Source organism: Streptomyces sp. NPDC102283 (assembly GCF_044766265.1).
Lineage (GTDB): Bacteria > Actinomycetota > Actinomycetes > Streptomycetales > Streptomycetaceae > Streptomyces.
The window spans coordinates 145,050-170,550 of record NZ_JBIWLQ010000014.1 but is presented as its reverse complement, the minus strand read 5'-3'; the positions used below and the strand labels follow the sequence as shown (position 1 = coordinate 170,550).

At 73.7% G+C, this 25,501-nt stretch carries 19 protein-coding genes; 10 read left to right on the top strand and 9 right to left on the bottom strand.

The window, feature by feature from the left end; genetic code table 11:
- Window positions 1-7 precede the first annotated feature (7 nt).
- Window positions 8-1,396 (bottom strand): PP2C family protein-serine/threonine phosphatase, encoded by a 1,389-nt coding sequence (locus ACIRJT_RS26360; protein ID WP_403913536.1) that lies wholly within the window; start codon window positions 1,394-1,396, stop codon window positions 8-10.
- Between the two features lie 337 nt (window positions 1,397-1,733).
- Here ACIRJT_RS26360 and ACIRJT_RS26355 point away from each other — a divergent pair, with 337 nt between their 5' ends.
- From ACIRJT_RS26355 to ACIRJT_RS26325, 7 genes are all read left to right on the top strand, one after another.
- Window positions 1,734-2,567 carry a M55 family metallopeptidase gene (locus tag ACIRJT_RS26355; RefSeq protein WP_403913535.1) on the top strand — a complete coding sequence of 278 codons (834 nt, stop codon included), beginning with the start codon at window positions 1,734-1,736 and terminating at the stop codon, window positions 2,565-2,567.
- The gene (locus ACIRJT_RS26350) at window positions 2,560-3,903 is read left to right on the top strand and encodes a M20/M25/M40 family metallo-hydrolase (protein ID WP_403913532.1); all 1,344 of its coding nucleotides are present in this window, start codon (window positions 2,560-2,562) and stop codon (window positions 3,901-3,903) included. Before ACIRJT_RS26355 ends, ACIRJT_RS26350 begins: the two co-directional genes overlap by 8 nt.
- Window positions 3,904-3,944: 41 nt before the next feature.
- On the top strand, window positions 3,945-5,960 hold the full coding sequence (locus ACIRJT_RS26345) for a S9 family peptidase (protein ID WP_403913530.1): 2,016 nt from the start codon (window positions 3,945-3,947) through the stop codon (window positions 5,958-5,960).
- Complete coding sequence (locus tag ACIRJT_RS26340) at window positions 5,957-6,919, top strand: LD-carboxypeptidase (RefSeq protein ID WP_403913527.1); 963 nt, start codon at window positions 5,957-5,959, stop codon at window positions 6,917-6,919. Before ACIRJT_RS26345 ends, ACIRJT_RS26340 begins: the two co-directional genes overlap by 4 nt.
- A 253-nt stretch (window positions 6,920-7,172) precedes the next feature.
- Window positions 7,173-8,930 (top strand): CocE/NonD family hydrolase, encoded by a 1,758-nt coding sequence (locus ACIRJT_RS26335; protein ID WP_403913659.1) that lies wholly within the window; start codon window positions 7,173-7,175, stop codon window positions 8,928-8,930.
- Between the two features lie 140 nt (window positions 8,931-9,070).
- On the top strand, window positions 9,071-9,307 hold the full coding sequence (locus tag ACIRJT_RS26330; RefSeq protein WP_403913524.1) for a LapA family protein: 237 nt from the start codon (window positions 9,071-9,073) through the stop codon (window positions 9,305-9,307).
- 207 nt (window positions 9,308-9,514) lie between these two features.
- Window positions 9,515-11,500, top strand: coding sequence for a DUF5107 domain-containing protein (locus ACIRJT_RS26325; protein ID WP_403913522.1), 1,986 nt, complete (start codon window positions 9,515-9,517; stop codon window positions 11,498-11,500).
- 22 nt (window positions 11,501-11,522) lie between these two features.
- On the opposite strand, the gene ACIRJT_RS26320 is transcribed toward ACIRJT_RS26325, so the two are convergent.
- From ACIRJT_RS26320 to ACIRJT_RS26310, 3 genes are all read right to left on the bottom strand, one after another.
- Window positions 11,523-11,876 carry a VOC family protein gene (locus tag ACIRJT_RS26320; RefSeq protein ID WP_403913519.1) on the bottom strand — a complete coding sequence of 118 codons (354 nt, stop codon included), beginning with the start codon at window positions 11,874-11,876 and terminating at the stop codon, window positions 11,523-11,525.
- A gap of 94 nt (window positions 11,877-11,970) precedes the next feature.
- Window positions 11,971-12,780 carry a class I SAM-dependent methyltransferase gene (locus ACIRJT_RS26315; RefSeq protein WP_403913516.1) on the bottom strand — a complete coding sequence of 270 codons (810 nt, stop codon included), beginning with the start codon at window positions 12,778-12,780 and terminating at the stop codon, window positions 11,971-11,973.
- Window positions 12,781-12,897: 117 nt separating this feature from the next.
- Window positions 12,898-14,406: a bifunctional phosphatase PAP2/diacylglycerol kinase family protein gene (locus ACIRJT_RS26310; protein ID WP_403913513.1), complete on the bottom strand. Its 1,509-nt coding sequence runs from the start codon at window positions 14,404-14,406 to the stop codon at window positions 12,898-12,900.
- 241 nt (window positions 14,407-14,647) lie between these two features.
- Between ACIRJT_RS26310 and ACIRJT_RS26305 the strand changes: the two genes are divergently transcribed.
- Window positions 14,648-15,880 (top strand): aminotransferase class I/II-fold pyridoxal phosphate-dependent enzyme, encoded by a 1,233-nt coding sequence (locus ACIRJT_RS26305; RefSeq protein ID WP_403913510.1) that lies wholly within the window; start codon window positions 14,648-14,650, stop codon window positions 15,878-15,880.
- Window positions 15,881-15,961: 81 nt separating this feature from the next.
- Here ACIRJT_RS26305 and ACIRJT_RS26300 read toward each other — a convergent pair whose 3' ends face one another.
- Window positions 15,962-16,612 (bottom strand): DedA family protein, encoded by a 651-nt coding sequence (locus tag ACIRJT_RS26300; RefSeq protein ID WP_403913508.1) that lies wholly within the window; start codon window positions 16,610-16,612, stop codon window positions 15,962-15,964.
- Complete coding sequence (locus tag ACIRJT_RS26295) at window positions 16,609-17,385, bottom strand: MBL fold metallo-hydrolase (protein WP_403913505.1); 777 nt, start codon at window positions 17,383-17,385, stop codon at window positions 16,609-16,611. Before ACIRJT_RS26295 ends, ACIRJT_RS26300 begins: the two co-directional genes overlap by 4 nt.
- Window positions 17,386-17,710: 325 nt before the next feature.
- Here ACIRJT_RS26295 and ACIRJT_RS26290 point away from each other — a divergent pair, with 325 nt between their 5' ends.
- Entirely contained in the window at window positions 17,711-19,888 is a 2,178-nt protein-coding gene (locus tag ACIRJT_RS26290; protein WP_403913502.1) for an alkaline phosphatase family protein, read from the top strand.
- A gap of 73 nt (window positions 19,889-19,961) precedes the next feature.
- Here the strand turns inward: ACIRJT_RS26290 and ACIRJT_RS26285 are convergent, their stop codons facing one another.
- The 3 genes from ACIRJT_RS26285 to ACIRJT_RS26275 all read right to left on the bottom strand — a co-directional run bounded on the left by ACIRJT_RS26285 (window position 19,962) and on the right by ACIRJT_RS26275 (window position 22,733).
- Window positions 19,962-21,014 (bottom strand): LacI family DNA-binding transcriptional regulator, encoded by a 1,053-nt coding sequence (locus ACIRJT_RS26285; protein WP_403913499.1) that lies wholly within the window; start codon window positions 21,012-21,014, stop codon window positions 19,962-19,964.
- Between the two features lie 34 nt (window positions 21,015-21,048).
- Window positions 21,049-21,675: a DUF305 domain-containing protein gene (locus ACIRJT_RS26280; RefSeq protein WP_403913656.1), complete on the bottom strand. Its 627-nt coding sequence runs from the start codon at window positions 21,673-21,675 to the stop codon at window positions 21,049-21,051.
- Window positions 21,676-21,773: 98 nt separating this feature from the next.
- The gene (locus ACIRJT_RS26275; protein ID WP_403913496.1) at window positions 21,774-22,733 is read right to left on the bottom strand and encodes a DUF1996 domain-containing protein; all 960 of its coding nucleotides are present in this window, start codon (window positions 22,731-22,733) and stop codon (window positions 21,774-21,776) included.
- Between the two features lie 216 nt (window positions 22,734-22,949).
- Here ACIRJT_RS26275 and ligA point away from each other — a divergent pair, with 216 nt between their 5' ends.
- Window positions 22,950-25,088 carry an NAD-dependent DNA ligase LigA gene (gene ligA, locus ACIRJT_RS26270; RefSeq protein WP_403913493.1) on the top strand — a complete coding sequence of 713 codons (2,139 nt, stop codon included), beginning with the start codon at window positions 22,950-22,952 and terminating at the stop codon, window positions 25,086-25,088.
- Window positions 25,089-25,501: the final 413 nt, after the last annotated feature.

Genomic DNA, 25,501 nt, shown 5'->3' with positions numbered 1-25,501 from the left:
CTGGTGCTCAGGGGGTGGCCACGGACGGCCCGGCCTGCGGGGGTGCCGTTCTGACCGCGATCAGGGCGACGTCGTCCGAGCCGGCTTGGGCCATGCCTTCGAGGATCTCGTCGCAGAACGTCGTGAGCGGCTCGCGGGCCAGGGCCGCCGCGTGCTGCCTCAGGCGCGCCAGACCCCGGCCCAGGTCCTCCTCGCGCCGCTCGACGAGGCCGTCCGTGTAGAGCAGCACGGTCGAGTCGGGCGGCAGCGTGTCGGTCGTGGCGGGGCGATGGACCTCGGGCTCCACCCCGAGCATGACGCTGCGGCCACCGGTGAGGAAGCGGGTCTCCCCGTCGTGCGTCACGAGCAGGGGGGCGGGGTGGCCCGCGACCGCGTAGTGCAGCAGCCACGGCTCGTCCGCACTCAGTCGTTCGACCAGCGCGTAGACACAGGTCAGCGTCTGATGGGGATAGAGGATGTGATGGGCCGCGTCCAGCCGGGCGAGGATCTTGCCGGGCGGTTCCTTGCGGTCGCAGGCGATGCCGCGCAGCATGTTGCGGGTCTGGCTCATCATGACGGCGGCCCGCAGGTCATGCCCCGCGATGTCACCGATGATCAGTGTCATCGCTCCGTCCGGCAGCACGAAGGCGTCGTACCAGTCGCCGCCGACGCGCGCGGTGGTGCTCGCCGGCTGGTACCGGGCGGCCACTTCGAGCGGCCCGTCCGTGGGTAGCTCGGGCAGCAGGGAGCGCTGCAACCGCTCGGCTGTGTGCTGGGCCTCGGCGTGCAGGCGCGCGTTGTCGACGGCCAGCGCCACGCGGTGGGCGAGGTCCTCGACGAGGGAGAGGGTGTCCTCGGTCAGCCGGACCTCCCTGCGGGTACGGACCAGGGTCAGCACGCCGAGCACCTGCCGCCGGGCTCTCAGCGGGGCGACGACCGCCGTGTCGGCCGCGAGCCGCTCGAAGAGTTGCCTCTCCCGGAGGCACAGGGGGTCGTCCTCGTCCTTCGCCGGGGGAAAGTCCGTGAGGAGTACGGGGCCCACGCCGAGCAGCGCCCGGGCGACCGGGGCCGCAGACCCTTCGGCCGGAGGCAGCAGCCCCTCGTCCAGGCCCGGGGATGTCACATCGGCGTCCCGGTGCTCGACGACGATCCTGCGCAGCCGTCCGTGGTCGTCCAGCAGGTCGACCGCGCACCAGTCGGCGAGGCCGGGGACGAGCGTGCGGCAGAGTCGGCGGAGCCCCTGGTCCACTTCGAGCGTGCTGGAAAGGGCCTCTTCCGCGTTGATGAGCAGCGTGAGCCGGTCCAGGGCGCGCTGAACCTCCTCGTCGACCTCGAAGCGATCCGAGCCCTCCGTGTCCCGTTCCGTGCCGGACCCGCGGTGAGGCGTGGCACCCGCGTCATCCTGCTTCGCGCACATACTGGTTCCTGGCCCTTCTCGCACGTGGCAACGGGGACGTGAGCCGTCGGTCACTCCCAGTCTTCAGCACACGAGGGCTCCGGGCATGTGGGCCGTCGACGTCCCGCACGGTCCCCGGACGACCGGCGCTCCGGGTCCTCGGTGGAGCCGGGCCGGGCAGCGGGCCGCCCGACGAGGGCCACCGCCGGGAGCGAAGGCGGGGCAACCGGCGGGAGCAGCGACGTGAGCGCCGCCGGGCGCACCGGCAGGACCACCGGAGGGGCCTTCGGCGGACTGGACCTCTGAGAGGCCGCCCCTCCCTGGCCCGCACCGCTCACGGCGCGTACGGTGTGGCGGCATGAAGATCCTCATCAGCGCGGACATGGAAGGCGCCACCGGAGTGACCTGGCCGGCCGACGTGCTGCCGGGGACGCCGCAGTGGGAGCGCTGCCGGTCGATGTTCACCTCCGACGTGAACGCGGCGGCCCTCGGCTTCTACGACGGAGGCGCCGACGAGGTCCTGGTCAACGAGGCCCACTGGTCGATGCGCAACCTGCTGCTGGAGCACCTGGACGAACGCGTCCAGATGCTCACCGGCAAGCACAAGTCGCTGTCCATGGTCGAGGGCATCCAGCACGGCGACGTGGACGCGGTGGCCTTCGTCGGCTACCACACCGGAGCCGGCACGGAGGGCGTCCTCGCCCACACCTACCTCGCCAACTCCATCACCGGCGTCTGGCTCGACGACGTCCGCGCGAGCGAGGGGCTGCTCAACGCGCACGTCGCCGCCGAATACGGCGTGCCCGTCGTCCTCGTCACCGGCGACGATCTGACCTGCGTGGACGCCGAGGGATACGCCCCCGACGCCCGGAAGGTCGCCGTCAAGGACTACGTCTCCCGTTACGCCGCGGTGTGCCGCACCCCCACCCGTACCGCCGCCGACATCAGGGCGGCGGCGAGGACGGCCACCGCGCTCGCGGGGCGTCGGGACCCCGTCACCGGGAAGACGTTCACCGTCGAGCTGGAGTTCGACGCCGAACATCTGGCAGCCGCCGCGACCGTGGTCCCCGGCGTGGCGGCGAGCGGGGAGAGGCGCGTCGCGTACACCAGCGCGACGATGTACGAAGGAATTCGCACGTTCAAGGCGGTGACGACGATCGTGTCGGCCGCTGTGGAGGAACAGTATGGCTGAGGCCCCCGACCTGCTCGGACCCGTCGACCGGCAGGCACTCGACGAGGTGGTGACGTTCACCTCCGAACTCATCCGCATCGACACGACCAACCGGGGCGGCGGCGACTGCCGGGAGCGTCCGGCCGCCGAGTACGTCGCCCAGCGGCTCTCCGACGCCGGAATCGAGCCGACGCTGCTGGAGCGGACCCCCGGCCGGACCAACGTGGTCGCCCGGATCCCCGGCACCGACCCGACGGCCGACGCCCTGCTCGTCCACGGCCACCTCGACGTGGTGCCCGCCGAGCCGGCCGACTGGAGCGTGCATCCCTTCTCCGGCGAGGTGAGCGACGGGGTCGTGTGGGGGAGGGGCGCCGTCGACATGAAGAACATGGACGCGATGGTCCTCTCCGTCGTACGGGGCTGGGTCCGCGAGGGCTTCCGCCCCCGGCGCGACATCGTCGTCGCGTACACCGCCGACGAGGAGGACAGCGCCGCCGACGGCTCCGGCTTCCTCGCCGATCAGCACCCGGAGCTGTTCGAGGGCTGCACCGAGGGCATCAGCGAGTCGGGCGCCTTCACCTTCCACGCCGGCGACGGTCTCTCGCTGTACCCGATCGCGGCGGGCGAGCGCGGCACCGGCTGGCTGAAGCTGACCGCCGAGGGCCGGGCCGGGCACGGCTCCAAGGTCAACCGGGAGAACGCGGTGAGCACCCTGGCCGCCGCCGTCGCCCGGATCGGCGAGCACGAGTGGCCCATCCGCCTCACCCCGACCGTCCGTGCCGCGATCACCGAGATCGCCGCCCTGCACGGCATCACCGCCGACCTGGACGAGCCCGGCTTCGATGTCGCCCAGCTCCTCGGCAAGCTCGGCCCGGCCGCGTCCCTGGTCGAGAACACCGTCCGCAACAGCAGCAACCCGACGATGCTGGACGCCGGTTACAAGGTCAACGTCATCCCCGGCCACGCCGCCGCCTTCATCGACGGGCGCATGGTCCCCGGCGGCGACGACGAGTTCCACGCGACCCTGGACCGGCTCACCGGCCCCTCGGTCTCCTGGGAGTTCTACCACCGCGAGACGGCCCTGGAGGCCCCGGTGGACTCCCCGACCTACGCCAAGCTGCGCGCCGCCGTCGAGCGGTTCGACCCGGACGCGCACACCGTCCCGTACTGCATGTCGGGCGGCACCGACGCCAAGCAGTTCTCCCGCCTCGGCATCACCGGCTACGGCTTCACCCCGCTGAAGCTGCCCGTCGGCTTCGACTACCAGCGCCTCTTCCACGGCGTCGACGAGCGCGTCCCCGTCGACGCCCTCCACTTCGGCGTCCGCGTCCTCGACCACTACCTGCGCACCGCCTGACAGCCTGCCGACCCGATCAGCGCCCCGGGGGACCGAACTACGTGAACACCGTGCCAGCAGCCCCGTACGGAACCTGGCCGTCGCCGGTCGACGCGGCGCTCGCCGCCTCGCACGACGGCCGCCCCGACCACCTCGGCACCATCGGGGACGAGGTGTGGTGGACCGAGCCGCGCCCCGCCGAGGGTGGCCGGCGCGCTCTGATGCGCCGCCGCGCCGACGGCGCCACCGCCCCCGCGCTGCCCGCACCCTGGAACACCCGCAGCCGGGTGATCGAGTACGGCGGACAGCCCTGGGCGGGCACCGTGCGTGAGGACGGCGAACTCCTCGTCGTATTCGTCCACTTCACCGACCAGCGGCTGTACGCCTACGCCCCGGACGGCCCCGGCGGGCCGTGGCCGCTCACCCCCGTCCCGGACGTCGGCGGCGGGCTGCGCTGGGTGGACCCGCAGGTGCGCCCGGAACACGGGGTGGCGGGCGAGGTCTGGTGCGTGCTGGAGGAGTTCACCGGACCCGCGCCCACCGACGTGCGGCGCGTCCTCGCCGCCGTACCGCTCGACGGCTCGGCGGCGGGCGACCGGGCGGCGATCCGTGAACTCTCCGACGACCGGCACCGGTTCGTCACCGGCCCCAAGGTGTCCCACGACAGGCGGCGGGCGGCCTGGATCGCCTGGGACCACCCCCGGATGCCGTGGGACGGCACGGTGGTCATGCTGGCGGACATCGGCGACACCGGGGAGTTCACCGGCGTGCGGCCCCTCGTCGGCGACCTCGACGAATCGGTCTGCCAGGTGGAGTGGGACCGCGACGGCAGTCTCCTGTTCGTCTCCGACCTCGCCGGCTGGTGGGAGCTCCAGCGCATCCGCCCCGACGCGGCTCCGGGCGGCGCGGTCCCCAGCAGCCGCCTCCTGCCGCCCCGGGGCGAGGAGTTCGGCGGACCGCTCTGGAAGATCGGGCTGCGCTGGTTCCATCCGCTGGACAACGGGCTGATCGCCGTCCTGCACGGCAGGGGCGGCACACGCCTCGGCATCCTCGACCCGGAGACCGGCGAACTCGCCGACGCGCCGGGCCCCTGGACCTCCTGGGCCGACACGCTCGCCGTCCACGGCAGCCGGGTCGTCGGCGTCGCGGCGAGCCCCCGCAGCGCCCCCGAGATCATCGAGCTGGACACCGCGACCGGGCACACCCGCGTGATCGGCGCACCCCACCACGACGCGGTCGACCCCGCGTACTACCCGGCGCCCGAGGACCGCACCTTCCCCGGCCCCGACGGCCGCGAGATCCACGCCCACATCTACCCGCCGCACAGCCCCGACCGCACCGGCCCCGAGGGCGAGAAGCCCCCGTACGTCGTCTGGGCGCACGGCGGACCAACCGGCCACGCCCCGCTCGTCCTCGACCTGGAGATCGCCTACTTCACCTCGCGCGGCATCGGCGTGGCCGAGGTCAACTACGGCGGCTCCACCGGCTACGGCCGCGGCTACCGCGAACTCCTGCGCGGCCACTGGGGCGTGGTCGACGTGGCCGACTGCGCGGCCGTCGCCTCCGCCCTCGCCGAGGAGGGCACAGCCCACCCGGACAAGCTCGCGATCCGGGGCGGCAGTGCGGGCGGCACGACCGCCGCCGCATCGCTGACCAGTACGGACGTCTACGCCTGCGGGACGATTCTCTACCCGATCCTGGATCTCGAACGGTGGGCCACGGGCGAGACCCACGACCTCGAGTCGCAGTACCTCCACTCCCTCGTCGGTCCGATCGCCGAGGTGCCCGAGCGCTACCGCGAACGCTCGCCGCTCCACCGCGCCGACCGGCTGAACACCCCCTTCCTGCTGCTCCAGGGCCTGGACGACGTGATCTGCCCGCCCGCCCAGTGCGAGCGGTTCCTCGCCGCCCTCGCCGGACGGGGCGTCGCCCACGCCTACATCGCCTTCGAGGGGGAGGGCCACGGCTTCCGGCGCGTGGAGACCCTGGTCCGCGCACTGGAGGCCGAACTCTCCCTCTACGCACAGACGTTCGGATTCGAACGCCCCGACGTACCGTCCCTGGAGCTGACCACGTGACCCGTGAGGACCCTGGCCCGGCGATGCCCCTCGCCCGGCCGCCCCGGCTGCGCCCCGGCTCCCGGGTCGCCGTCGTCGCGCCCAGCGGCCCCGTCCCCGCCGACCGGTTGGAGGAGGGCCTCGCCGTCCTGCGCGACTGGGGGCTCGAACCCGTCGTCGGCGCCCATGTCCTCACCGGGCACCCGGAGTTGGACTACCTCGCGGGACCGGACGCCGGTCGTGCGCAGGACCTCGAACGGGCGTGGTGCGACCCGACCGTGGAGGCCGTGCTGTGCGCCCGGGGTGGATACGGCGCCCACCGGATGGTCGATCTGGTCGACTGGGCGGCGGTCCGGGCCGCCGGGCCCAAGGTGTTCGTCGGCTACAGCGACATCACGGTGCTGCACGAGGCGTTCGCCCTGCGCGCCGGGTTCGCGACCCTGCACGGGCCGATGGTCGCCACCGAGGCGTTCCTCAAGGACGCGGCGGCCCGCGAGCACCTGCGCGCCACGCTCTTCGCCCCGGAGACCGTGCGCGCCCTCGGCCTGGAGTCGGCCGGGGCGCTGGTTCCCGGCCGGGCGCGGGGCGTCCTGTACGGCGGTTGCGTCAGCCTGCTCGCCGCCGGAACCGGCGCCCCGGGCGGCCGGACCCACGCCCGGGGCGGACTGCTGGTGATCGAGGACACCGGCGAGGAGCCCTACCGGTTGGACGGCATCCTCACCCGACTCCTGCGGTCCGGAGCCCTGGACGGGGTCGCCGGGGTGGCCTGCGGCTCGTGGCAGGAGTGCGGCCCGTACGAGAAGATCCGCGCCGTGCTCGCCGACCGGCTCGGCCCGCTGGGCATACCCGTGGTCGAGGAGTTGGGCTTTGGCCACGGTCCGACCGCGCTGACGATTCCCCTGGGCGTGCCCGCGGTGCTCGACGCGCCGGCGGACGGCGGGCGTTGCACGCTGACCGTCGAGACCCCCGCCCTGCGCTGACCCGCCCGCCTCCTCGGCCGCCCCACTCGTATCCGCGTCCCGCGACGCGCGTCCGCGCCGCTGTCCGCGCCGCCGTCGGTGCGGCCGCGCGGATGTGTGTTTTCGCGCGGGGAACGTGAACATCCGTCAAGAACCCCTGGCCGATACGTTGACACGGCTATGAGCCGTGTCACAGCATGAGCGCGGCCCAGTACTTACCGGTCGGTAAGGTGTCCTCGGTGTGGAGGTCTTCGTGTCAGGTGCTGTTTCCAGGGTGCGCGGCCCGCTCGTGGCGGTCGCCGGGGCTGCCCTCGTCGCCCCCCTCGTCCTCGCCGACCCGGCCCACGCGGAGGCCGATCCGTACACCGTCACCCCGCTGACGTTCACCGTCGAGGCGGGCGACCGCACCTGCACGGTGGACGCCGACCTCTACCGGCCCGCCGGGGCCGACCCGGACAGCCCCGCCCCCGCGGTCCTGGCCACCAACGGCTTCGGCGGCAGCAAGTCCGACGGCTCCACCGACGCCATCGGCAGGGCCTTCGCCGAGCGCGGCTACGTCGGGCTCGTCTACTCGGGCCTCGGCTTCGGCGGGTCCGGCTGCCTGATCACCCTCGACGACCCCGCCATCGACGGCAGGGCCGCGGGCGAACTCCTGGACTTCCTCGGGGGAGTCCGCGCGGCCGACGACGGGACCAAGGCCGACTTCGTCACCCGGGACGCCGAAGGCGACCCGCGGGTCGGCATGATCGGCGGCTCCTACGGTGGCGCGATCCAACTGGCGACCGCCGCCGCCGACCCCCGGGTCGACGCCCTCGTCCCGCTGATCACCTGGAACGACCTCGGCTACGCACTGGCCCCCAACAACACCGGGGCGCGCACAGGAGTCACCTCCGACACCCCCGGTGTCTTCAAGTGGCAGTGGACCAACGGCTTCTACCTGATCGGCGAGGGACAGCCACTCCTCAACCCGAGCCTGGACCCCTCCCGCATCAACAGCCTGGAGTGCCTGCACTTCGCCACCCGCGCCTGCGAGACCATCCGGCTGCTCAACTCCGGCCGCTACCCCGCCGACCGCACCGAGGAGATGCTCGCCTACGCGCGCAGCGTCTCGCCCGTCTCCTACCTCGACCGGGTCGAGGCCCCCACGCTCGTCGTCCAAGGCCAGGCCGACAGCCTGTTCAACCTCAACGAGGCCACCGCCACCTACCGGGCACTCAAGGCGCAGGGCACCGAGACGAAGATGATCTGGCAGTCCTGGGGACACAGCGGTGGTCAGGTACCCGGCGAACTCGACCTGAGCCAGGGCAATCTGGAGACCAGCCACGTCGGACAGCGGGTACTGGCCTGGTTCGACCGCTACCTCCACCAGAAGACGGACACCGACACCGGACCCGCCTTCTCCTACTACCGCGACTGGCAGAGCGGCTACGGCTCCGCCGCCGAGGTCCCCGCCCTCTCCCGGTCCCTGTACCTCTCCGGCGACGGCAAACTCGTCGACAACCGCTCCAAGGTGGCGCGCGGCAGCCGCCAGTACACCAACTGGCTGGTGCCCACCAGCCACTCCGAGAGCTCCATCGCCCCGCTGATCGGACTGCCCGACCCCAAGCCGTACGACACCAAGGGCACCTACCTCGGCTGGCGCAGCGAACCCCTCACCGAGCACCTCGACGTCGTCGGCGCACCGAAGGCCACCCTGAAGGTCCTCTCGCCGAAGGCGGAACGGGTCCAGAACAGCGGCGACGCCTCCGACAAGCTCGTCCTGTTCGCCAAGGTCTACGACGTCGCGCCCGACGGCAGCCGTACGCTGGTGAACCGGCTCGTCTCGCCGGTCCGGGTACCCGACGTCACGCGCCCCTTCACGGTGGAGCTGCCAGGCATCGTGCACCGGTACGAGAAGGGGCACCGTCTGGAGTTCGTGATCGCCGCCAGCGACACCGCCTACTTCGGCAACCGGGGCGTGAAGCCCGTCACCGTCGTCCACGCCCCCGAGGACACCGGCGTACTGGAGCTCCCGGTGGTCCCGGCCGGCTGACGCCCGCCACGGCCGTTCACCCGAACGGCCGTACTGCACCGCCCCCCGAACCCGGCAGCCGGACATGCTGGGACCCCGGGGGGCGGTCGCGTGCACGACGGGCGGGCCGGACGGCGAGCAGCGAGCGGAAGGGCCGGACCATGAGCCCCAAGGACGTATCGAGCAGCGGGCGTGGCACGGGATGGCTCACTCCGGGGCGCATCGTGGTCGCCGTGGTGGTCGTGCTCGTCATCGTGTTCATCTGCGTGAACACGAACGAGGTCACCATCAGGATGCTGATCCCCGAGGTGACGATGCCCCTGTGGTTCGCGCTGTTGGCGATGTTCCTGATCGGCCTCGGCTGCGGCGGCTACCTCTTCCGCCGGAAGGGCAAGTGACCAGGACTCCGAGCCCCGGCTCCGGACGATCGCGCGCATCCGCCTGAGCCCCGGGCCTCTCGCGTGGGCCCGGACCGGGGCGGCGGGCGGCCGAGGCGCGCGGAAGTGTGACCGACGGGCCTCTGTTCCCCGCGGCCACCTGCGTGTTCCATGGTCACCGGGGGCGCCCGGACCTGCGGCGGCCCGCCGCGAGGGAACGAGGGTGCCTTGGCCACGACCGTACGACGAGCCGTAGTGAATCTGCCCGCAGCGCCGCTCGGGCCGGAGAACCCGCTCCCGCCGCTGCGGACACCCGCCGCGCCACCCGTGCTCGACCCCCGCGACCGGGCGGGCCTGCCCCGCGACATGGCCCGGCAACTGGGTCACCGACCGCTGCGCACCGTCCTGCCGACCCGGCTGCTCGACGGCTACGGGCGCGAGCGCACCCCCACCGCCATCGACGCCGTCGTCATCGAGAACGCCCGGCTGCGCGTCACCGTACTGCCCGGACTCGGCGGCCGGATCCACTCCCTGCACCACAAACCCACCGGCCGCGAACTGCTCCACCGCAACCCGGTCCTCCAGCCCGCCGCCTTCGCCCTCAACGGCGCCTGGTTCTCCGGCGGGATCGAGTGGAACATCGGCGCCACCGGCCACACGACCCTGTCCTGCGCCCCCCTGCACGCCGCGCTCGTGCCCGGCCCCGACGGCTCCACGATGGTCCGGCTCTGGGAATGGGAGCGCCTGCGCGACCTGCCCTTCCAGGTGGACCTCTGGCTTCCCGACGATTCCGACTTCCTGCACGTCGGCGTACGGATACGCAACCCGCACGAACAGCCCGCACCGGTCTACTGGTGGTCCAACATCGCTGTCCCGGAGACCCCGGACACCCGGGTGCTGGTCCCGGCCGACGAGGCCTGGCACTTCGGCTACGACCACGCCCTCACCCGGGTCGGCGTCCCGGAGGCGGGCGGCCTCGACCACACCTATCCACTGCGCTCCGCATACCCAGCCGACCACTTCTACGAGCTGCCCGACGACGCCCGGCGCTGGATCGCCGCGCTCGACAAGGACGGCCACGGGCTCGCCCAGACCTCCACCGACCTGCTGCGCGGCCGCAAACTGTTCCGCTGGGGTCACGGGAGGGGCGGCCGCCGCTGGCAGGAATGGCTGAACGGGCCCGGGGACGGCGGCTACGCGGAGATCCAGGCCGGCCTCGCCCGCACCCAGCTGGAGCACGTCCCGCTGGAGGCCGGCGCCGCGTTCAGCTGGCTGGAGTCCTACGGTCCGCTCTCCGCCGACCCGGCCGCCGTGCACGGCCGGGACTGGGCCGCAGCCACCGAGGAGGCCGCCGCACGGCTGGAGGAGGCACTCCCGCGCGGCGTGGTGGAGGAGGCGTACGCGGCCTGGCTGCCGCACGCCGACACCGAACCGGGGGAGGTGCTCGCCGCAGGCTCCGGCTGGGGTGCGCTGGAGGTGCTGCGCGGCGGCCACCGGCTGCCCGGCACTCCGTTCGCCGCCGGCGACATCGGCGCCCAGCAGGCCCCCTGGCGGGAGTTGCTGGAGCACGGCACCCTGCCGCAGCCGGACCCGGACGGCATCCCCGGTCCGACACCGGTCTCGCCGCCCTGGCGCGACATGCTGGAGACCGCCGACGCCGACCCGCACACCGAATACCACCTCGGCATCGCGCAGTGGCACGCCGACGACCGGGCCCAGGCCGTCCGCAGCTGGGAGCGCGGCCTGGAGTGCGGTCCCGCGCCGCGCTGGCCGCTGCTGCGCTGTCTCGCCGTCGCCGCCGAGGAGAGCGGCAGGGCGGACCACGCCGCCGACCTGTACGCCGAGGCCTTCGCGGACCTCGGCGCGCCGGGAGCGGGGTACCTCACGGAGTCTCAGGAGGGCACGGCCCTCCTCGTCGCCCTGGCCCGCGAGACCGTCGAGGCACATCTGTCCGCCGCACGCCCCGGGGCGGCCCGGGCGCTGCTGGCCGGGCTGCCGGCGGCGATCCGTGAGCGCGGACGCTTCCGGCTGCTCCTCGCCCGGATCCTGGTCGCCGAGGGCGACACCGGGGCGGCCCGGGAGATCCTCGACGCCGGATTCGAGGTCGCCGACCTGCGCGAAGGGGCCGGAATCCTCGGTGAACTCTGGGCGTCCGTCAGCGACGAGCCGCTGCCCGCCGCCTACGACTTCGCCATGGGCCCGCCCCAGGAGTGATCAACGTGCCCCGGGCGACCGGTCAGACGGTGACGTTGCGGTCCACGTACTCGAAGACCGAGCCGTCCGGGTGCAGCGCGATGAGGTTGCGGCCCGCCGGGGTCGCCACCGGTCCCGCGATGACCCGCGCGCCGGCCCGGGTCAGCGCCGCGTTCGCCTCGTCGACGTCCTTGACGGCGATGGTCGCGCCCACCTTGCGCAGCACCTCCAGCTCCGACTCCGGCCCGCTCATCAACAGGAAGCAGCCGATCGCGGCCACCGACACCCCACCGCGCTCGAAGCGCAGGGCCGACGTGCCCGTCAGCCCCTCGTAGAAGGCCACCGAGGCCTCCAGGTCGTCGACGCAGATACGCAGCGTGGTTCCGAGGATCTCCATGTCTACGAGGGTAGTTGGCGGCCGCCGCCGGTGTGATCGATTCCGGTCGGGCCGAACCCCCTCCTCTCCTCCCCCGCCCGCGCCCGGCCCCGTCTCACGCCCGGCAGAGCACCTCGCCGTGCGGGACCATGAACCAGCCGTCGCCCTCCTCGCCCCAGGAGCGCCACGCCCCGGCGATGGCCGTGAGCTGCTCGGTGCTCGCGTGTCCGCCCCGCACCGCCTGCTCGGCGTAGACCGAGTCCGTCGTCCGGTCCGCCCACAGGCCGCTCCACCAGGCGCGGCTCTCCGGGGTGCCGAAACACCAGGCGGCCGCGGTGGGGGTGATGTCGGTGAACCCGGCGAGCCGCGCCCAGGAGAGGAGCCGGCGGCCGGCGTCGGGCTCGCCGCCGTTGGCGCGGGCCACCCGGCCGTACACCTCCAGCCATGTGCCGAGCCCGGGGGCCTCGGGGTACCAGGTCATCGCCGCGTAGTCGCTGTCCCGCGCCGCGACGACCCCGCCGGGGCGGCAGACGCGCCGCATCTCGCGCAGCGCCTGGACCGGATCGCCCACGTGCTGGAGCACCTGATGGGCGTGGACCACGTCGAACGAGTCGTCGGGGAAGTCCAGGGCGTGGACGTCGGCCACCGCGAACTCGATGTTCTCCAGGCCCCGTTCGGCGGCCACCGCGGCGGCCTGGCCGAGAACGCCGTCGGCGGCGTCCACCGCGGTGACCCGGCCCGGCGCGACCAGTGCGGCCAGATCGGCGGTGATGGTGCCGGGCCCGCAGCCGACGTCCAGCACGGCCAGGCCGGGGCGGAGTTCGTCGAGGAGGTACGCCGCCGAGTTGGCGGCGGTCCGCCAGCGGTGCGAGCGCAGGACCGACTCGTGGTGGCCGTGCGTGTACACGGCGGTCTCCTTCGGCATGGTGGTGTGTCCTCTCCCGAAAACCTCGCGCCGACGGGCGCGGCGACAGGAACAACCGTACGCCGTGATGTCGAATGGTGAGATAGGTGTCTTGCGATACGGACCGACCGGTCCGGGTCAGACCGGCATCGGGCAGTAGACGGTCAGCGCCTCCGGCAGCTTGTCGATCGTCAGTTCCGATCCGGAGTGGGCCACTTCGCCGTCGTACGCGTACGGAGTCCCCGGCGCGAGGCCGCCGATCCGCACCCGGCGCCGCCGCACCGCGGCATGGGCGGGGGAGCGGGTCAGAGGTCCCGCCACCGCCGCCGCCATCAGACGCAACGCCGGTGTCCGGCCGCCGTGCACCACCCGGACGTCCAGCAGTCCGTCCGCCAGGTTGTGGCGGCGCCCCGGCGCGGGGCCCACCCGCTGGAAGAGCCCGTTGCCGACGAAGAGCAGCCACAACGGCCGCCTGCGCCCCTGGAGTTCTGCTTCCAGGGGCTGCCGCCCGCGCAGCACGTGGAAGGCCGCGAGCACGCCCGCCGGCCAGCCGCCGATCCGTGGCGACCAGTGTTCCCGGGTGCGCACCAGCTCCGGATAGACGCCCAGCGAGAAGGCGTTGAGGAAATATCCGTCCGCCCCGTCCGCACCCCCGGGGCCCGGCCGGAAGCGGCCGAGGTCCACCTTGATGGCATCGCCCGCGGTGAGGGCGGCGGCCGTGTCGTGGACGGTCTCGATGCCCAGGTCGTAGGCGAAGTGGTTGAGCGTGCCGCCGGGGAAGACCGCCAGCGGCATCCCGTGCGTCGCCGCCACGGAAGCCGCCAGGTTCACCGTGCCGTCGCCTCCGCAGACGCCCAGCGCCCGGCCACGGCCCGCCGCCTTCTCCATCGCGGCCGACAGTTCCTTCGGAGGCACCTCCACCACCTCCGCCGCGGGCAGCGCCTCGCGCACCAGGGACGCGGTCGCGGTGGCCGTGCCCGACTCCTGGTTCACCACCACGACGAGGTCCTTCCCCGCGGGCAGCGCCGGGGCCTCGCCCGGCGGGCGGCCGGGAGCGGGCAGCTGGCCCCGGGTGGGCACGACCCCGCGCAGGGCGAACGCCGCCCCTACGCCGAGCGCCGCACCCGCCAGCACATCGCTCGGATAGTGGACCCCGGTGTAGACGCGGGAGGCGGCCACGGCCACCGCGACCGGGGCCACGACCGCGCCCCAGCCCTTGGACTCCAGAGCCACCCCGGTGGCGAAGGCCGCCGCCGACGCCGCGTGGCCCGAGGGGAAGGAGGTGGTGATCGGCTGCCGCTTGAGTTGCCGCACCACGGGCACCAGGTCCGTTATCGGCCGCTCGCGGCGCACCGCGCCCTTCCCGATCGTGTTGATCGTCGCCGACGCCACGGCGAGGGACGCCACCCCGCGCAGCGCGGCCCGGCGGGAGCGCGCACTGCTGCCGAGGGCCGCGATCCCGGCCGCCGCCCCGAACCAGAGCAGCCCGTGGTTGGCGCTCCGGCTCAGCTGGGGCAGCAGCGGATCGGCGCCCGGCCAGTGCCGGTCCGCGACGCTCCGGAAGACGGCCAGATCCCGCGCCTGCAGCCAGCCGCGCAACCGGGCGGTGGTGGTGACGGTGGCGGGTGTGGTTCTCGGTGAGGACATGGATCAGCGAATACCCGGCCGGGCCACGCTGAACCAGCAGGCGCGCTGAGACACCGGCCACGGTTGTGCCACCGACCGGCGGGACAGCCCGTGCGGCGAGCGCCCCGGTCGGGTGCGCGACTGGGCGGGCGAGCCGCTCGGAACCTCCGTATAAAGAAGCCAGGGGCCGTCGGCCGGAGAAGCCGGAGGCTATCGGCGGGACGTCGTACCCGCGGAGCGGAGAGTGGCGGAGGAGGGCCGGATGCACGGGACCGAGGGCCACGCACCCGCACACGAGGACCACGGTCCCGTCCGCTACGGGCCGCCCGCCCCCGACCCCGGCCTCCCGGTCCTGCCCGAACTGGCCGCCGTCCTCGCCGCCGCCTCCGACCGGACCCGCCCGGAACCCCCCGGTGGAGGGCCCGCGCTGCGCGAGGCGGCCCGCGGTTACTGGGACCGGCGCGGGCTGCACGGCACGGCGGGCGGCATCGCCGCCGCCCCCGGCGCCCAGCCGCTCCTCCTGGCCCTGATCGCCGCACACGGCGGCGACGTCCTCATGCCGCGCCCCTGCCCGGCCTCCTGGATGCCGCAGGCCCGCCTGCTGGGGCGTCCCGCCTACCACGTGCCGACCCCGGCCGAATGCGGCGGCGTGCCCGACCCGTACGCCCTGCTGGAGACCGTCCGCCGGGTCCGTGCGGAGGGCGGCCGGCCGAAACTGCTGCTGTTGTCCGTCGTGGACGACCCCACGGCCACCGTCGCCCCGCCCGAGCTGGTCCACGAGGCGTGCGAGGCGGCGGTCGGCGAAGGGCTGCACATCATCAGCGACGAGACCTGGCGCGACACCGTGCACCGCCCCCGCGACACCGTCCTGCTCAGCCCCGCCGAGATGTGCCCGGACGACGTCACGGTGATCGGCGACCTGTCCGGAGCCCTCGTACCGGCCGCCTGGCCGGTCGCCGTCGCCCGCTTCCCGGACACCGCCCGGGCCGCCGTCCGGCACGCCCGCGCCCTGGACATCCTCACCGCGCTCGGCGCCCTCGTCGCGGCTCCGGTCGCTCGCGCGGCCGCCCACGCCCTGGAGGAGCCGGAGTCCGTACGCGAACGGATCCGGCGGGCCGCGGCGCTCCAGGCCGAGGTCGCCGCCGCCGCCCACCGCGCGGTCCTGGGCTCCGGCGCGCTGGCCCGCCCCCCGCAGGCGGGCCGCCACCTCTACGCCGACCTGGGCCCGCTGCGCTCCCGGCTTGCGGACCTGGGCGTGACGGACTCCATGGAGCTGGAGGAGTACCTCACCGACCGGCTCGGCGCACCGGCCCCGGGCGGGCACCGCTTCGGGGACGAGCTGGGCGCCCTGCGCGTACGCCTGGGCACCGGACCACTGCTGGGGGCCACACCGCAGCGGCAGAGGGAGTCCCTCGCCGCTGCGAAGCCCCTGGAGCTCGCGCACGTGGCGCGGGCGCTGGACGATTTCGCCGCGGTGTTCGGCGCGCTGCGCTGAGGGCGGTCGGGGAGAAGCCCAGGACGCCCGGCACGGTGCCTGTGCGTCGGGTCCTGGCCGCCCCCGGCGGTGGCAGAACGTTCAACCCGTCGCGTCGCCCGTTCCACGGCCGAACCGCGACCGCAGCCTGCGCCACACGGCCGGAGCCCCGCTGATCAGCAGCGTCAGGGCGACCGCCGCGACCACGCCCTGCCACGGCTCCGGGAACAGCGAACCGCCCAGGATGCCGATCAACTGGTAGGTCGCCGCCCAGGCGAGGCAGGCCGGAACATCGCCCCGGGCGAACCGCCGCAACGGCATCCTGCCCAGCAGACACGCCAGCATCACCGGGATCCGCCCGGCCGGTACCAGACGGGACAGGACCAGCACCGTCCCGCCGTGCTCCGCCAGCTTCTCCTGCGCCTGGGCCAGCCGCTCCGGCGCGGCCCGGCGGGTGATCGCCTCCAGCCACTTCGAGCCGTTCTTCGACCGGACCCCGCGCTGCCCCAGCCAGTACAGGCAGACGTCCCCGAGGAACGCGGCGGTCGACGCCGTCAGGAACACGAAGAGCAGGGTGAGCGGCGACGTCTGGTGGAAGGCCACGACCGCCGCCGAACTCACCAGTGCGCCCGTAGGCACCACGGGCACCAAGGACCCCAGCGCCACCAGGGCGAAGAGCGTCGGATAGCCGACCGCCTGCTGGGTCGACTCGGTGGGCAGCTCCCGCACCACCTGCTGGATCTCCTGGATCACGGGCCGGCCTCCGGTCTGACGCGCTCGCCGTGCCCCAGCAGATGCACGGTCACCTCGGGCGCCCGCTTCGCCGCGTGCCGTACGAACTCGTCGCCCGGCGCGTGGAACTCGTGCGGGCGCACCCCGTCCAGACCGATCGGCCAGTACGTGCCGTAGTGCACCGGCACCGCGGACCTCGGCGCGAGACGGATCAGCGCCTCGGCGGCGCGGGCCGGGTCCAGATGGCCGTGCCCCAGGTAGGGGCCCCAGCCGCCCACCGGCAGCAGCGCCACATCCACCGGCCCCACCGCGTCGGCCATCCCGTCGAAGAGCCCGGTGTCCCCGGCGAAGTACGTCCGCGCCTCGCCCTCGACCACATAACCGAGCGCAGGCGCTCGGTGCGGCCCGACCGGCAGCCGTCGCCCGTCGTGCAGGGCGGGGACCGCTCGCACCCGCACCTCGCCGACCCGCACCGTGTCGCCCGCTTTCACCTCGGTGACGTGCAGCTGCCGCATTCGCCGCAGCGCCCGCAGACCCGGCACCGCGGCCATCGCGCCGCTCGGCACGATCAGCCGGCTGCCGGGAGCCAGCCGGGCCAGCGACGGCAGATGCAGATGGTCGGAGTGCAGATGGGAGACCAGCACCACCTCGGCGACCGCGGCCCGCGGCGGCGGCACCTCGCCCCGGCGGCGGCGCAGATGCGCGAAGCGCCGCACGAACAGGGGGTCCGTCAGCACCCGCACCCCCGAGTCCTCGATCGTGCAGGTGGCATGACCCCACCAGGTGATCTCCACCGCGCCTCGGCCTCCTCGCTCGACCCTCGTCATCCGTGTCCGTAGTCCGCGATCCCTGATCCCGGCCCCGGCCCCGAGGACCTCCGATCCCGGTCCCGAGGGCCCCTGGTCCCTGACCCCGAGGACACCCGAACCCGAAATCCGCGGCGTGCGCGGCCCGTACCCGGGTGCGCCACCGGTACGAGCCTATGCGCCCCCCGTACCGTCCCGCCGGGCCCAGGCCGCTCCCGCCGGAGCCGGTGACCGGCACCAGCCCTGTGAAAAGCTGAAGGGCGGGCCCCGGACGACCGGGGCCCGGGGGCGGAAAGGGCGTGAGGTGGACGGCGTGGGTGACGGGAAGTGGCGTACGGCGGGCAGAGCCCTGCTGCGGGTGACCGCGGTCTGGGCGGTGTCCACCCTCACCATGCTCGTCCTGGCCGGAGCCCTGCCCGACTTCCGGCTGGAGGCCGACGACGGCGACACCATCACCAAGACGGCCTTCACCGCCGCCTGGGGCGCGGGCGCCTTCGGCCTCCTGTCGGCCCTGGTCTGGCCCGTCCTCGTGCGGGCCCTGCTCATCGTGCCCGCGCTCGTCCTGGGCGCCCTGGTCTTCTTCCTCAACGGCTCGCTGCTCCTGATAGCGCTGCGCCTCATCCCGGACGGGCGTGGCGACGCCAACCCGGAGACGGCCGTCGTCGTCGCCGCCGTGATGTCGGCCGTCGCCTCCGCCACCTCCACCGCCCTCGCCGTCCGCGACGACGAGGCCTATCGCCGCCGGCTGTCCCGGCTCGCCGACCGGCGTCGCCGTCGCGGCCGCTCCCCGGGCCCGCCGGAACCGGGCCGCGACGGTCCGCCCGGCACCGTCTTCCTCCAGCTCGACGGAGTCGGCCACGACGTGCTGGTGAAGGCCGCGGCCGACGGGCTCATGCCCACCGTCGCCGGCTGGCTCGCCGACTCCTCCGGACACCGGCTCACCCCGTGGCGCACCGACTGGTCCAGCCAGACCGGCGCCAGCCAGCTCGCCATCCTGCACGGCAGCAACCACGACGTGCCCGCGTTCCGCTGGTACGAGAAGGAGACCCGCACCGTCATGGTCTCCAGCCGTCCCGCGAGCGCCCTCGAAATGCAGCGCCGGGCCATCGCGCGCACCCGCGACGGCGGTCTGCTGACCGTCGACGGCGCGAGCCGGGGCAACCTCTTCAGCGGCGGAGCCGGACAGCTGGCCCTGGTGCTCTCCATGGCCGCCCGGCGCGGCAAGGGCCGCCGCTCGCGCGCCGGATACTTCGCCTACTTCTCCGACCCGACCAACGCCACCCGTACGGCCCTCTCCTTCGTCGCCGAGGTCCTCCGCGAGATCGGCCAGTCGACCCGGGCCCGCGCCCGGAAGGTCACACCGCGGATCAAGCGCGGCGGGCTCTACCCCTTCATCCGCGCCTTCGCCACCGTCGTGGAGCGCGACGTGGTCGCCACCGCCGTCATCGGCGACATGTTCGCCGGACGCACCGCCGTCTACGCCGACCTCGTCGCCTACGACGAGGTCGCCCACCACTCGGGACCCCACAGCCGCGACGCGGAGAAGGTCCTCGTACGCCTCGACCGCTCCCTCGCCCTGATCGCCAAGATCGCCGACCACACCCCGCGCGCCTACCGGATCGTGCTCCTGTCCGACCACGGACAGAGCCCGGGGGAGACGTTCGCGGGAAAGTACGGGCTCACGCTCAAGGACCTCGTCCGGGCGGGATGCGGGCTGCCCGTGCCCCGCCGGGCCCAGCGCACCCGCAGTGCCTCCGAGGCCCGTGACGCGGTGCGGATCGCGCTGCACCGCCCCGTCGAGGGCCAGGAGGCCGAGCACCCGGCCAAGCTCTCCGACCCGATCGTGCTGGCCTCCGGCAACCTCGGGCTGATCTCCTTCCCCGACATCGAGGGCCGCGCCTCCCGCGAACAGATCGAGCGCCGCCACCCGGCGTTGCTCTCCACGCTCGCCAACCACCCGGGGGTCGGCTTCCTCCTCGTCCGCTGCGGTGAGCACGGCTCCGTGGTGCTCGGGCCCGGCGGGGCGAAGACGCCCGTCGCCGACCTGACGGACGGCGAGGGCCCGCTCGCCGTCTTCGGCGCCGGGGCGGCAGCGGCCGTACAGCGCACCGACACCTTTCCGCACGTCGCCGACGTCATGGTCAACTCCATGTACGACCCCGCCACCGGGACCGTGCACGCCTTCGAGGAGCAGGTCGGCTCGCACGGCGGCCTCGGCGGCGAACAGTCCCGGCCGTTCCTGCTCTGGCCGCGTGGGCTGACGGACCCGCTCGACATCGTGGCCGCCGAGACCGCGGAGGGCGCACCCGTGCCGCCGGGCGGCGGGCTGGTGGGCGCCGAAGCGGTGCACCGGGTGCTGACCCGCTGGCTCCAGGAGTCCTCCGGCCCCCAGGTACCGGTTCGGACCGAGGGCTTCGGCGGGGCCGGCCTGGCTGACGAGCCGTTCCCGGGCGATGCCCCGGTGCGGGAAGCGCCGGGTACGACGGCCTGACCGGCAGACGTTCCTCCGGGAGGCAGACCGCCATCCGACCGTCCGCTCTCCGACCGGCCGTCCCGCGGTCGGATCAGGCCGACTGCCGTCGTACCAGCGTCGGCGGGAAGAGTACGGAGGGCGAGGGGCCGCGCGGCTCGCCGATCTGCTTCAGCAGCAGCCGGGCCATCTCCGCCGCCATCTCCTCGACCGGCTGCCGGACCGTGGTCAGGGGCGGGTCGCAGGCGGCCGCGGCGCTGCTGTCGTCGAAGCCGACCACCGCCACGTCGGACGGCACATCGCGCCCGGCCCGGAGCAGGACCGGGAGCGCGCCCAGGGCCATCAGGTCGGAGGCGATGAACACCCCGTCGAGGTCGGGGCGGTCCACCAGCAGCCGCCGCATCGCCGCGGCCCCGCCCAGATGCGTGAAGTCCCCCTCGGTACAGGTCACGTCGTCGATGCCGTGGGCGGCGACGGCCTCCAGGAACCCGGTCAGCCGCACCTGCCCCGCGGGCATGTCCTGGGGCCCCGAGATGGTGGCGATGCGCCGTCGCCCCAGCGCGGCCAGGTGATCGGCCGCCAGCCGCGCCCCGGCGTGCTGGTCCACCTCCACATAGGCCAGCGGGGACGGATGATGGGGGCGGCCCGCGAGGACGGCGGGCATCCGGGTGTCCTGGAGCAGCCCGGGGAGCGGGTCGTCGGCGTGGGTGGTGATCAGGACGACCCCGTCGACATGGCCGTGGCGCAGATACGAGAGCAACTGGCCCCGGGACGCCTCGTCGTCGGCCAGCATCACGACCATCTGGATGCCCGCGGGGCGCAGCACCTCCAGCAGTCCGCTGACGACCCGCCCGAAGTACGGATCCGAGAACATCCGGCCGACGAACGGCTCGGACATCGGTCGCCGTTCCCGCTCCGAGACCACCAGGGCCACCGAGTCGGTGCGCCGCGTCACCAGCGAGCGGGCGGCCCGGTTGGGCACGTAGCCGGTGGTCGCCACCGCCTCCTCGACCACGGTGCGCAGGGCGGGGTCCACCGTGGTCGCCCCGTTGATCACCCGGGACACCGTCGCCCGTGACACACCGGCCACGGCCGCCACGTCCTCCAAGGTCGCGGGGCGTACGGGCTGCGGCACTTCGGCTGTCATGCAGCCCTTTATACCCGCAGGCCGGCCGCCCCGTTCAGCCGAGGGCCCGCACCGCGCCCGGCAACCGTTCCAGCTCTGCGAGGAAGGCCTCGCGCGCCGTCACGAGGGCGCGGGCCAGTTCCCGGGCTTCCGCCCGGCCGCCCGCGGCGATCTCGGAACGCGAGACCTGTGCGGACTGGCGCAGGTGGTCCCGGATCCGCACGAGGACGAACCGGTCGAACGCGGTCCCTTCGGCTGCGTGCGCGGCTTCCAAGTCCTGTTCGGTCACCATGCCGGGCATGTCGTGCCCCGCGTGCACATCGGTGAGGGGCAGCTCCATGCGTGCCAACAGGGTTCGCAGACGGACGAGTTCGGTCTCGTGTCCGGTGCGCAGTCGCACCGCGAAGGCGCGCACCCGCGGTTCGGCGGCCCGCTCGGCGGCGAGCGTCAGGAGCTTCACCGCCTGCTGGTTCATGGGGGTCATCAACTGGACCCAGCCGATGTCGGTGGGGACGGCGGACGCGGTGCCGGACGGCGCGGGGGAGAGGCCCGGAGCGGACTCCCGAGCCCCCGCGGCACGGGGCGCGGGACCCGCCGCCGACGAGCAGCCTGCCGCGCCGCCGAGACCCAGCGCGGCCAACAGGCCGAGGACGGCCGCGCGGTGGAGCGGCCGGAGGTTCATGGGGCTCAAGAGGTGTCCTCGTACGGGAGGGGAGGGCGTCCGCCCCGGAGCCGGGCTCCGGGGCGGACGTGGAGCAGCGCGACGCTCGTGATGGCCAGTCAGGGGCGGCCGTCGAAGCCGCACTTCACGATCGCGTTGATGCAGTCGCGGACGCGCTGCGCCATCTCCTCCTTTGGCCAGACGTTGAAGAAGTCGCCGTGCATCGTGTAGCCGGGGCCGGACGCCAGCCGGAAGCGCGCCGGGTCGCCGTTCACCGGATAGCGCAGTACCTGCCGGAGCTTGGGCACCGGCACCGGGTGGGTGGACGGGCAGCCTCCGGCCACCGGGTAGGCCATGTGGCTCTTGTGGTCGGCCGAGTCGAGGTCCGTGCCGTTCCAGCACTGCGGGAAGTCCAGGTAGGACTCCATCATCGTGCCGGGCGGACAGTTCACGAAGTTCTGCGAGGGGTTCACCTCACCGGCGTGCAGGCACGACCAGCGGGCGATCGTGTTGTCCTGCGGGCCGGTCGCCTTCGCGTTGCCCGCCACGATGCGCAGGCCCTTGGGGAAGGGCTCGATCCGGCGGATGACGTCGTCGCTCACGCCTTCGCCCAGGTAGTAGAAGGTGGTCCCGGTGGGTTCCACCTCCTTGTCGCCGTCGTAGAGGGTGGGGACCCAGTACGACGACAGGTCGGTCTCGGGGGCGCACGACGTACGGCCCCGCTCCAGGGAGGCCAGATCGGATCCGGCGTGCGTGGTGTCATTGCCGAAGAAGCTGTGCATGTGGGAGGCGCCCGGCAGTCCGGGGAAGACGATCGGGTCGTCGGGGGCCCGGTGGGTGTACGGGCATTCCGCGAGGAACTCGGCCACCCGCACCACGTCGGCGGCGGCCTTCGGCGCGGTTTCGGCGGCGGCGCGCTCGGCCGCCGCGTTGCCCGCGTTGGCCTGGAGGAGGGAAAGGGCGAGGGCGGCCGCGGCGAGTCCGGCGATTCTGTACCGCCAGGGCGGCAGGGATCGTTGGTGGCGGTGGCGGTGGCGGTGGCGGTGGCGGTGGCGGTCGCGTCGATGACGGAAGAGCACGGCACTCCTGTCCGGGGAAGTGGGGGATTCCTTGATCTAGTGAGAGAGCGCTCTCTCGCTAGAACGTAGAATTGCCTTGTGTGCATGTCAAGAGGGTGCGCAGGCTCAACAAATAAGCCTGGCAGGGGAGAAGTTGAGGGCCTTCAGATGAGAGAGCGCTCTCCCCGGGTCGGAGGGAAAGAGGGATCGGGGGTGTTGTCAGTGGTGGGCGGAAGAATGGTGGCCATGACGAACTCAGCTGCTGTGCTCGCCGATGCCGCCGCCTACGCCGCCGCGGTGGAAGAGGCCTCCCTCGCCGCCGCCGCGTACTACGCCACGGGCGAGAGCGCGCTGGACGACGACGCCTACGACCGGCTGGCCCGCGGAATAGCCGCGTACGAGGCGGACCACCCGGAGGAGGTGCTCGCCGACTCGCCGACGGGCAAGGTCGCGGGCGGGGCCGCGGTCGGGGACGTGCCGCACACACGGCCCATGCTCTCGTTGGACAACGTCTTCTCGGCGGAGCAGTTCGTGACCTGGACGGCGTCCCTCGAGCGACGGATCGGCAGACCGGTGACCGCGTGGAGCGTGGAGCCGAAGCTCGACGGCCTGGCGGTCGCCGCGCGCTATCGGGACGGCCGGTTCGAGCGCCTCATCACCCGCGGTGACGGCACGGCGGGCGAGGACGTCTCACACGCGGCGGGCGCCGTCGTCGGCCTCCCGGAGCGGCTGGCCGCCCCGGTCACCATCGAGGTGCGCGGCGAGATCCTCATGACGAACGAGCAGTTCGAAAAGGGCAACGCGATCCGTACGGAACACGGCGGCGCCCCCTTCGCCAACCCGCGCAACGGGGCGGCGGGCACCCTGCGCGCCAAGGACCGCGCCTACCGGGTGGAGACGACCTTCTTCGCCTACGGCGCGCTGCCGCTGCCCGATTCCGGAGAGCTCGCCGCGACCCTCGCCGAACTGCCCCACAGCGAGGTCCTGGCGTACGTCGCCGGCCTCGGCGTGCACACGGCCGCGGGCACCGACGTCGCGCCGCTCCGGGCCACCACGGCCGAGGAGGTCCAGGCGCGGGTGGACGGGATAGGCGCCCTGCGCGCCTCGCTGCCGTTCGGCATCGACGGGATCGTGATCAAGGCCGATCTGGCGGCCGACCAGCGCGAGGCCGGCTCCGGCACCCGCGCGCCCCGCTGGGCCATCGCCTACAAGCTGCCCGCCGTGGAGAAGATCACCCGCCTGCTGGCCGTCGAGTGGAACGTCGGGCGCACGGGCATCATCGCGCCGCGCGCCGTCCTGGAACCCGTGGAGATCGACGGCTCCACCGTCGGTTACGCCACCCTGCACAACCCGGCCGACATCACCCGCCGCGACCTGCGGCTGGGGGACCAGGTCATGGTCTACAAGGCCGGCGACATCATCCCGCGCATCGAGGCCCCGGTGGTGCACCTGCGCACCGGCGACGAGACGCCCATCGCGTTTCCCGAGAGCTGCCCGCAGTGCGGCTCCGACATCGACACGAGCGAGCAGCGCTGGCGCTGCACCCGGGGACGTGACTGCCGTCTGGTCGCCTCCGTCTCGTATGCGGCGGGGCGCGATCAGCTCGACATCGAGGGCCTCGGCTCCACACGGGTCGTCCAGCTCGTCGACGCGGGCCTAGTCACGGACTTCGCGGACCTGTTCACGCTGGAGCGGGAGCAGTTGCTGGCTCTCGACCGGATGGGCGAGACCTCCACGGACAACCTCCTGGCGGCCATCGAGACCGCCCGGACCCGGCCGCTGTCCCGAGTCTTCTGCGCCCTGGGCGTACGGGGCACGGGGCGCTCCATGTCACGTCGCATCGCACGGTATTTCGCCACGATGGACCGGATCGTCGCCGCCGACACGGAGACGCTCCAGCGGGTCGACGGCATCGGCAAGGAGAAGGCGGCCGCGGTGGTCGCCGAGCTGGTGGAGCTGGCACCGCTGATCGGCAAGCTCGTCGCGGCCGGGGTGTCCATGACGGAGCCGGGCGCCACCCCGCCCCCGGAGCCCGGGACGGAGGAGGAGGCGGCCGCGGCGGCGGGCGCGGACCCGGAGGCCGGTGGCGGCGCCGGAACCGGCTCCACGCTGCCCCTGGCGGGGATGACCGTGGTGGTCACGGGCGCGATGTCCGGAGCGCTGGAGAAGCTGTCGCGCAACCAGATGAACGAGCTGATCGAGCGGGCGGGCGGCAAGTCGTCCTCCAGCGTCTCCAAGCGCACGAGTCTGCTGGTGGCCGGGGAGAAGGCCGGATCCAAGCGCACCAAGGCGGAGGAGCTGGGGGTCCGGATCGCGGTGCCGGAGGAGTTCGCTGAGCTGGTCGGCGCCTTCCTGGCGGTGGGGGAGGAGGCCTGAGCCGGTCGGTTACCCGGCGCGCCGCGATGGCGCGCCTGTGAATCAGTGAGGAAGTGGCGTTCCAGCACCCCGTATTGCATAGTGAGGGCTCGGTCGTGCCTCGCTATCAGTGGGGCCGACGGGTGCGTGGGCGGCTGCGACGGGCGGCCGGGGGTGAGGGACGATGCGATCTGTGCATGACGGACAGCGACCGGGTCGCGCCGTTCCCGCGGCGCCCCCCTCGACCGCGCCCGCCCGCTTGGCCCCCGCCCGGGCCGCCCTCACCCGGGTCGCCCCCACTCCGGCCGTCCCGGCTCCGACCTCCGTTCTCCCGACCTCCGTTCCTCCGACCACCGCGGTCCCGGCCGTTCGCGTCCCGCTCACTTCCGCGCCCGGCGAGTGGCGAGGGCCGCTCCGCCCGGGTGCGGGCCCAT

Bases quoted from the DNA above. Each gene is read 5' to 3' on its own strand.
- ACIRJT_RS26360 (WP_403913536.1), bottom strand. From the start codon at position 1,396: ATGTGCGCGAAGCAGGATGACGCGGGTGCCACGCCTCACCGCGGGTCC.
- ACIRJT_RS26355 (WP_403913535.1), top strand. From the start codon at position 1,734: ATGAAGATCCTCATCAGCGCGGACATGGAAGGCGCCACCGGAGTGACC.
- ACIRJT_RS26350 (WP_403913532.1), top strand. From the start codon at position 2,560: ATGGCTGAGGCCCCCGACCTGCTCGGACCCGTCGACCGGCAGGCACTC.
- ACIRJT_RS26330 (WP_403913524.1), top strand. From the start codon at position 9,071: ATGAGCCCCAAGGACGTATCGAGCAGCGGGCGTGGCACGGGATGGCTC.
- ACIRJT_RS26320 (WP_403913519.1), bottom strand. From the start codon at position 11,876: ATGGAGATCCTCGGAACCACGCTGCGTATCTGCGTCGACGACCTGGAG.
- ACIRJT_RS26315 (WP_403913516.1), bottom strand. From the start codon at position 12,780: ATGCCGAAGGAGACCGCCGTGTACACGCACGGCCACCACGAGTCGGTC.
- ACIRJT_RS26310 (WP_403913513.1), bottom strand. From the start codon at position 14,406: ATGTCCTCACCGAGAACCACACCCGCCACCGTCACCACCACCGCCCGG.
- ACIRJT_RS26305 (WP_403913510.1), top strand. From the start codon at position 14,648: ATGCACGGGACCGAGGGCCACGCACCCGCACACGAGGACCACGGTCCC.
- ACIRJT_RS26285 (WP_403913499.1), bottom strand. From the start codon at position 21,014: ATGACAGCCGAAGTGCCGCAGCCCGTACGCCCCGCGACCTTGGAGGAC.
- ACIRJT_RS26280 (WP_403913656.1), bottom strand. From the start codon at position 21,675: ATGAACCTCCGGCCGCTCCACCGCGCGGCCGTCCTCGGCCTGTTGGCC.
- ligA (WP_403913493.1), top strand. From the start codon at position 22,950: ATGGTGGCCATGACGAACTCAGCTGCTGTGCTCGCCGATGCCGCCGCC.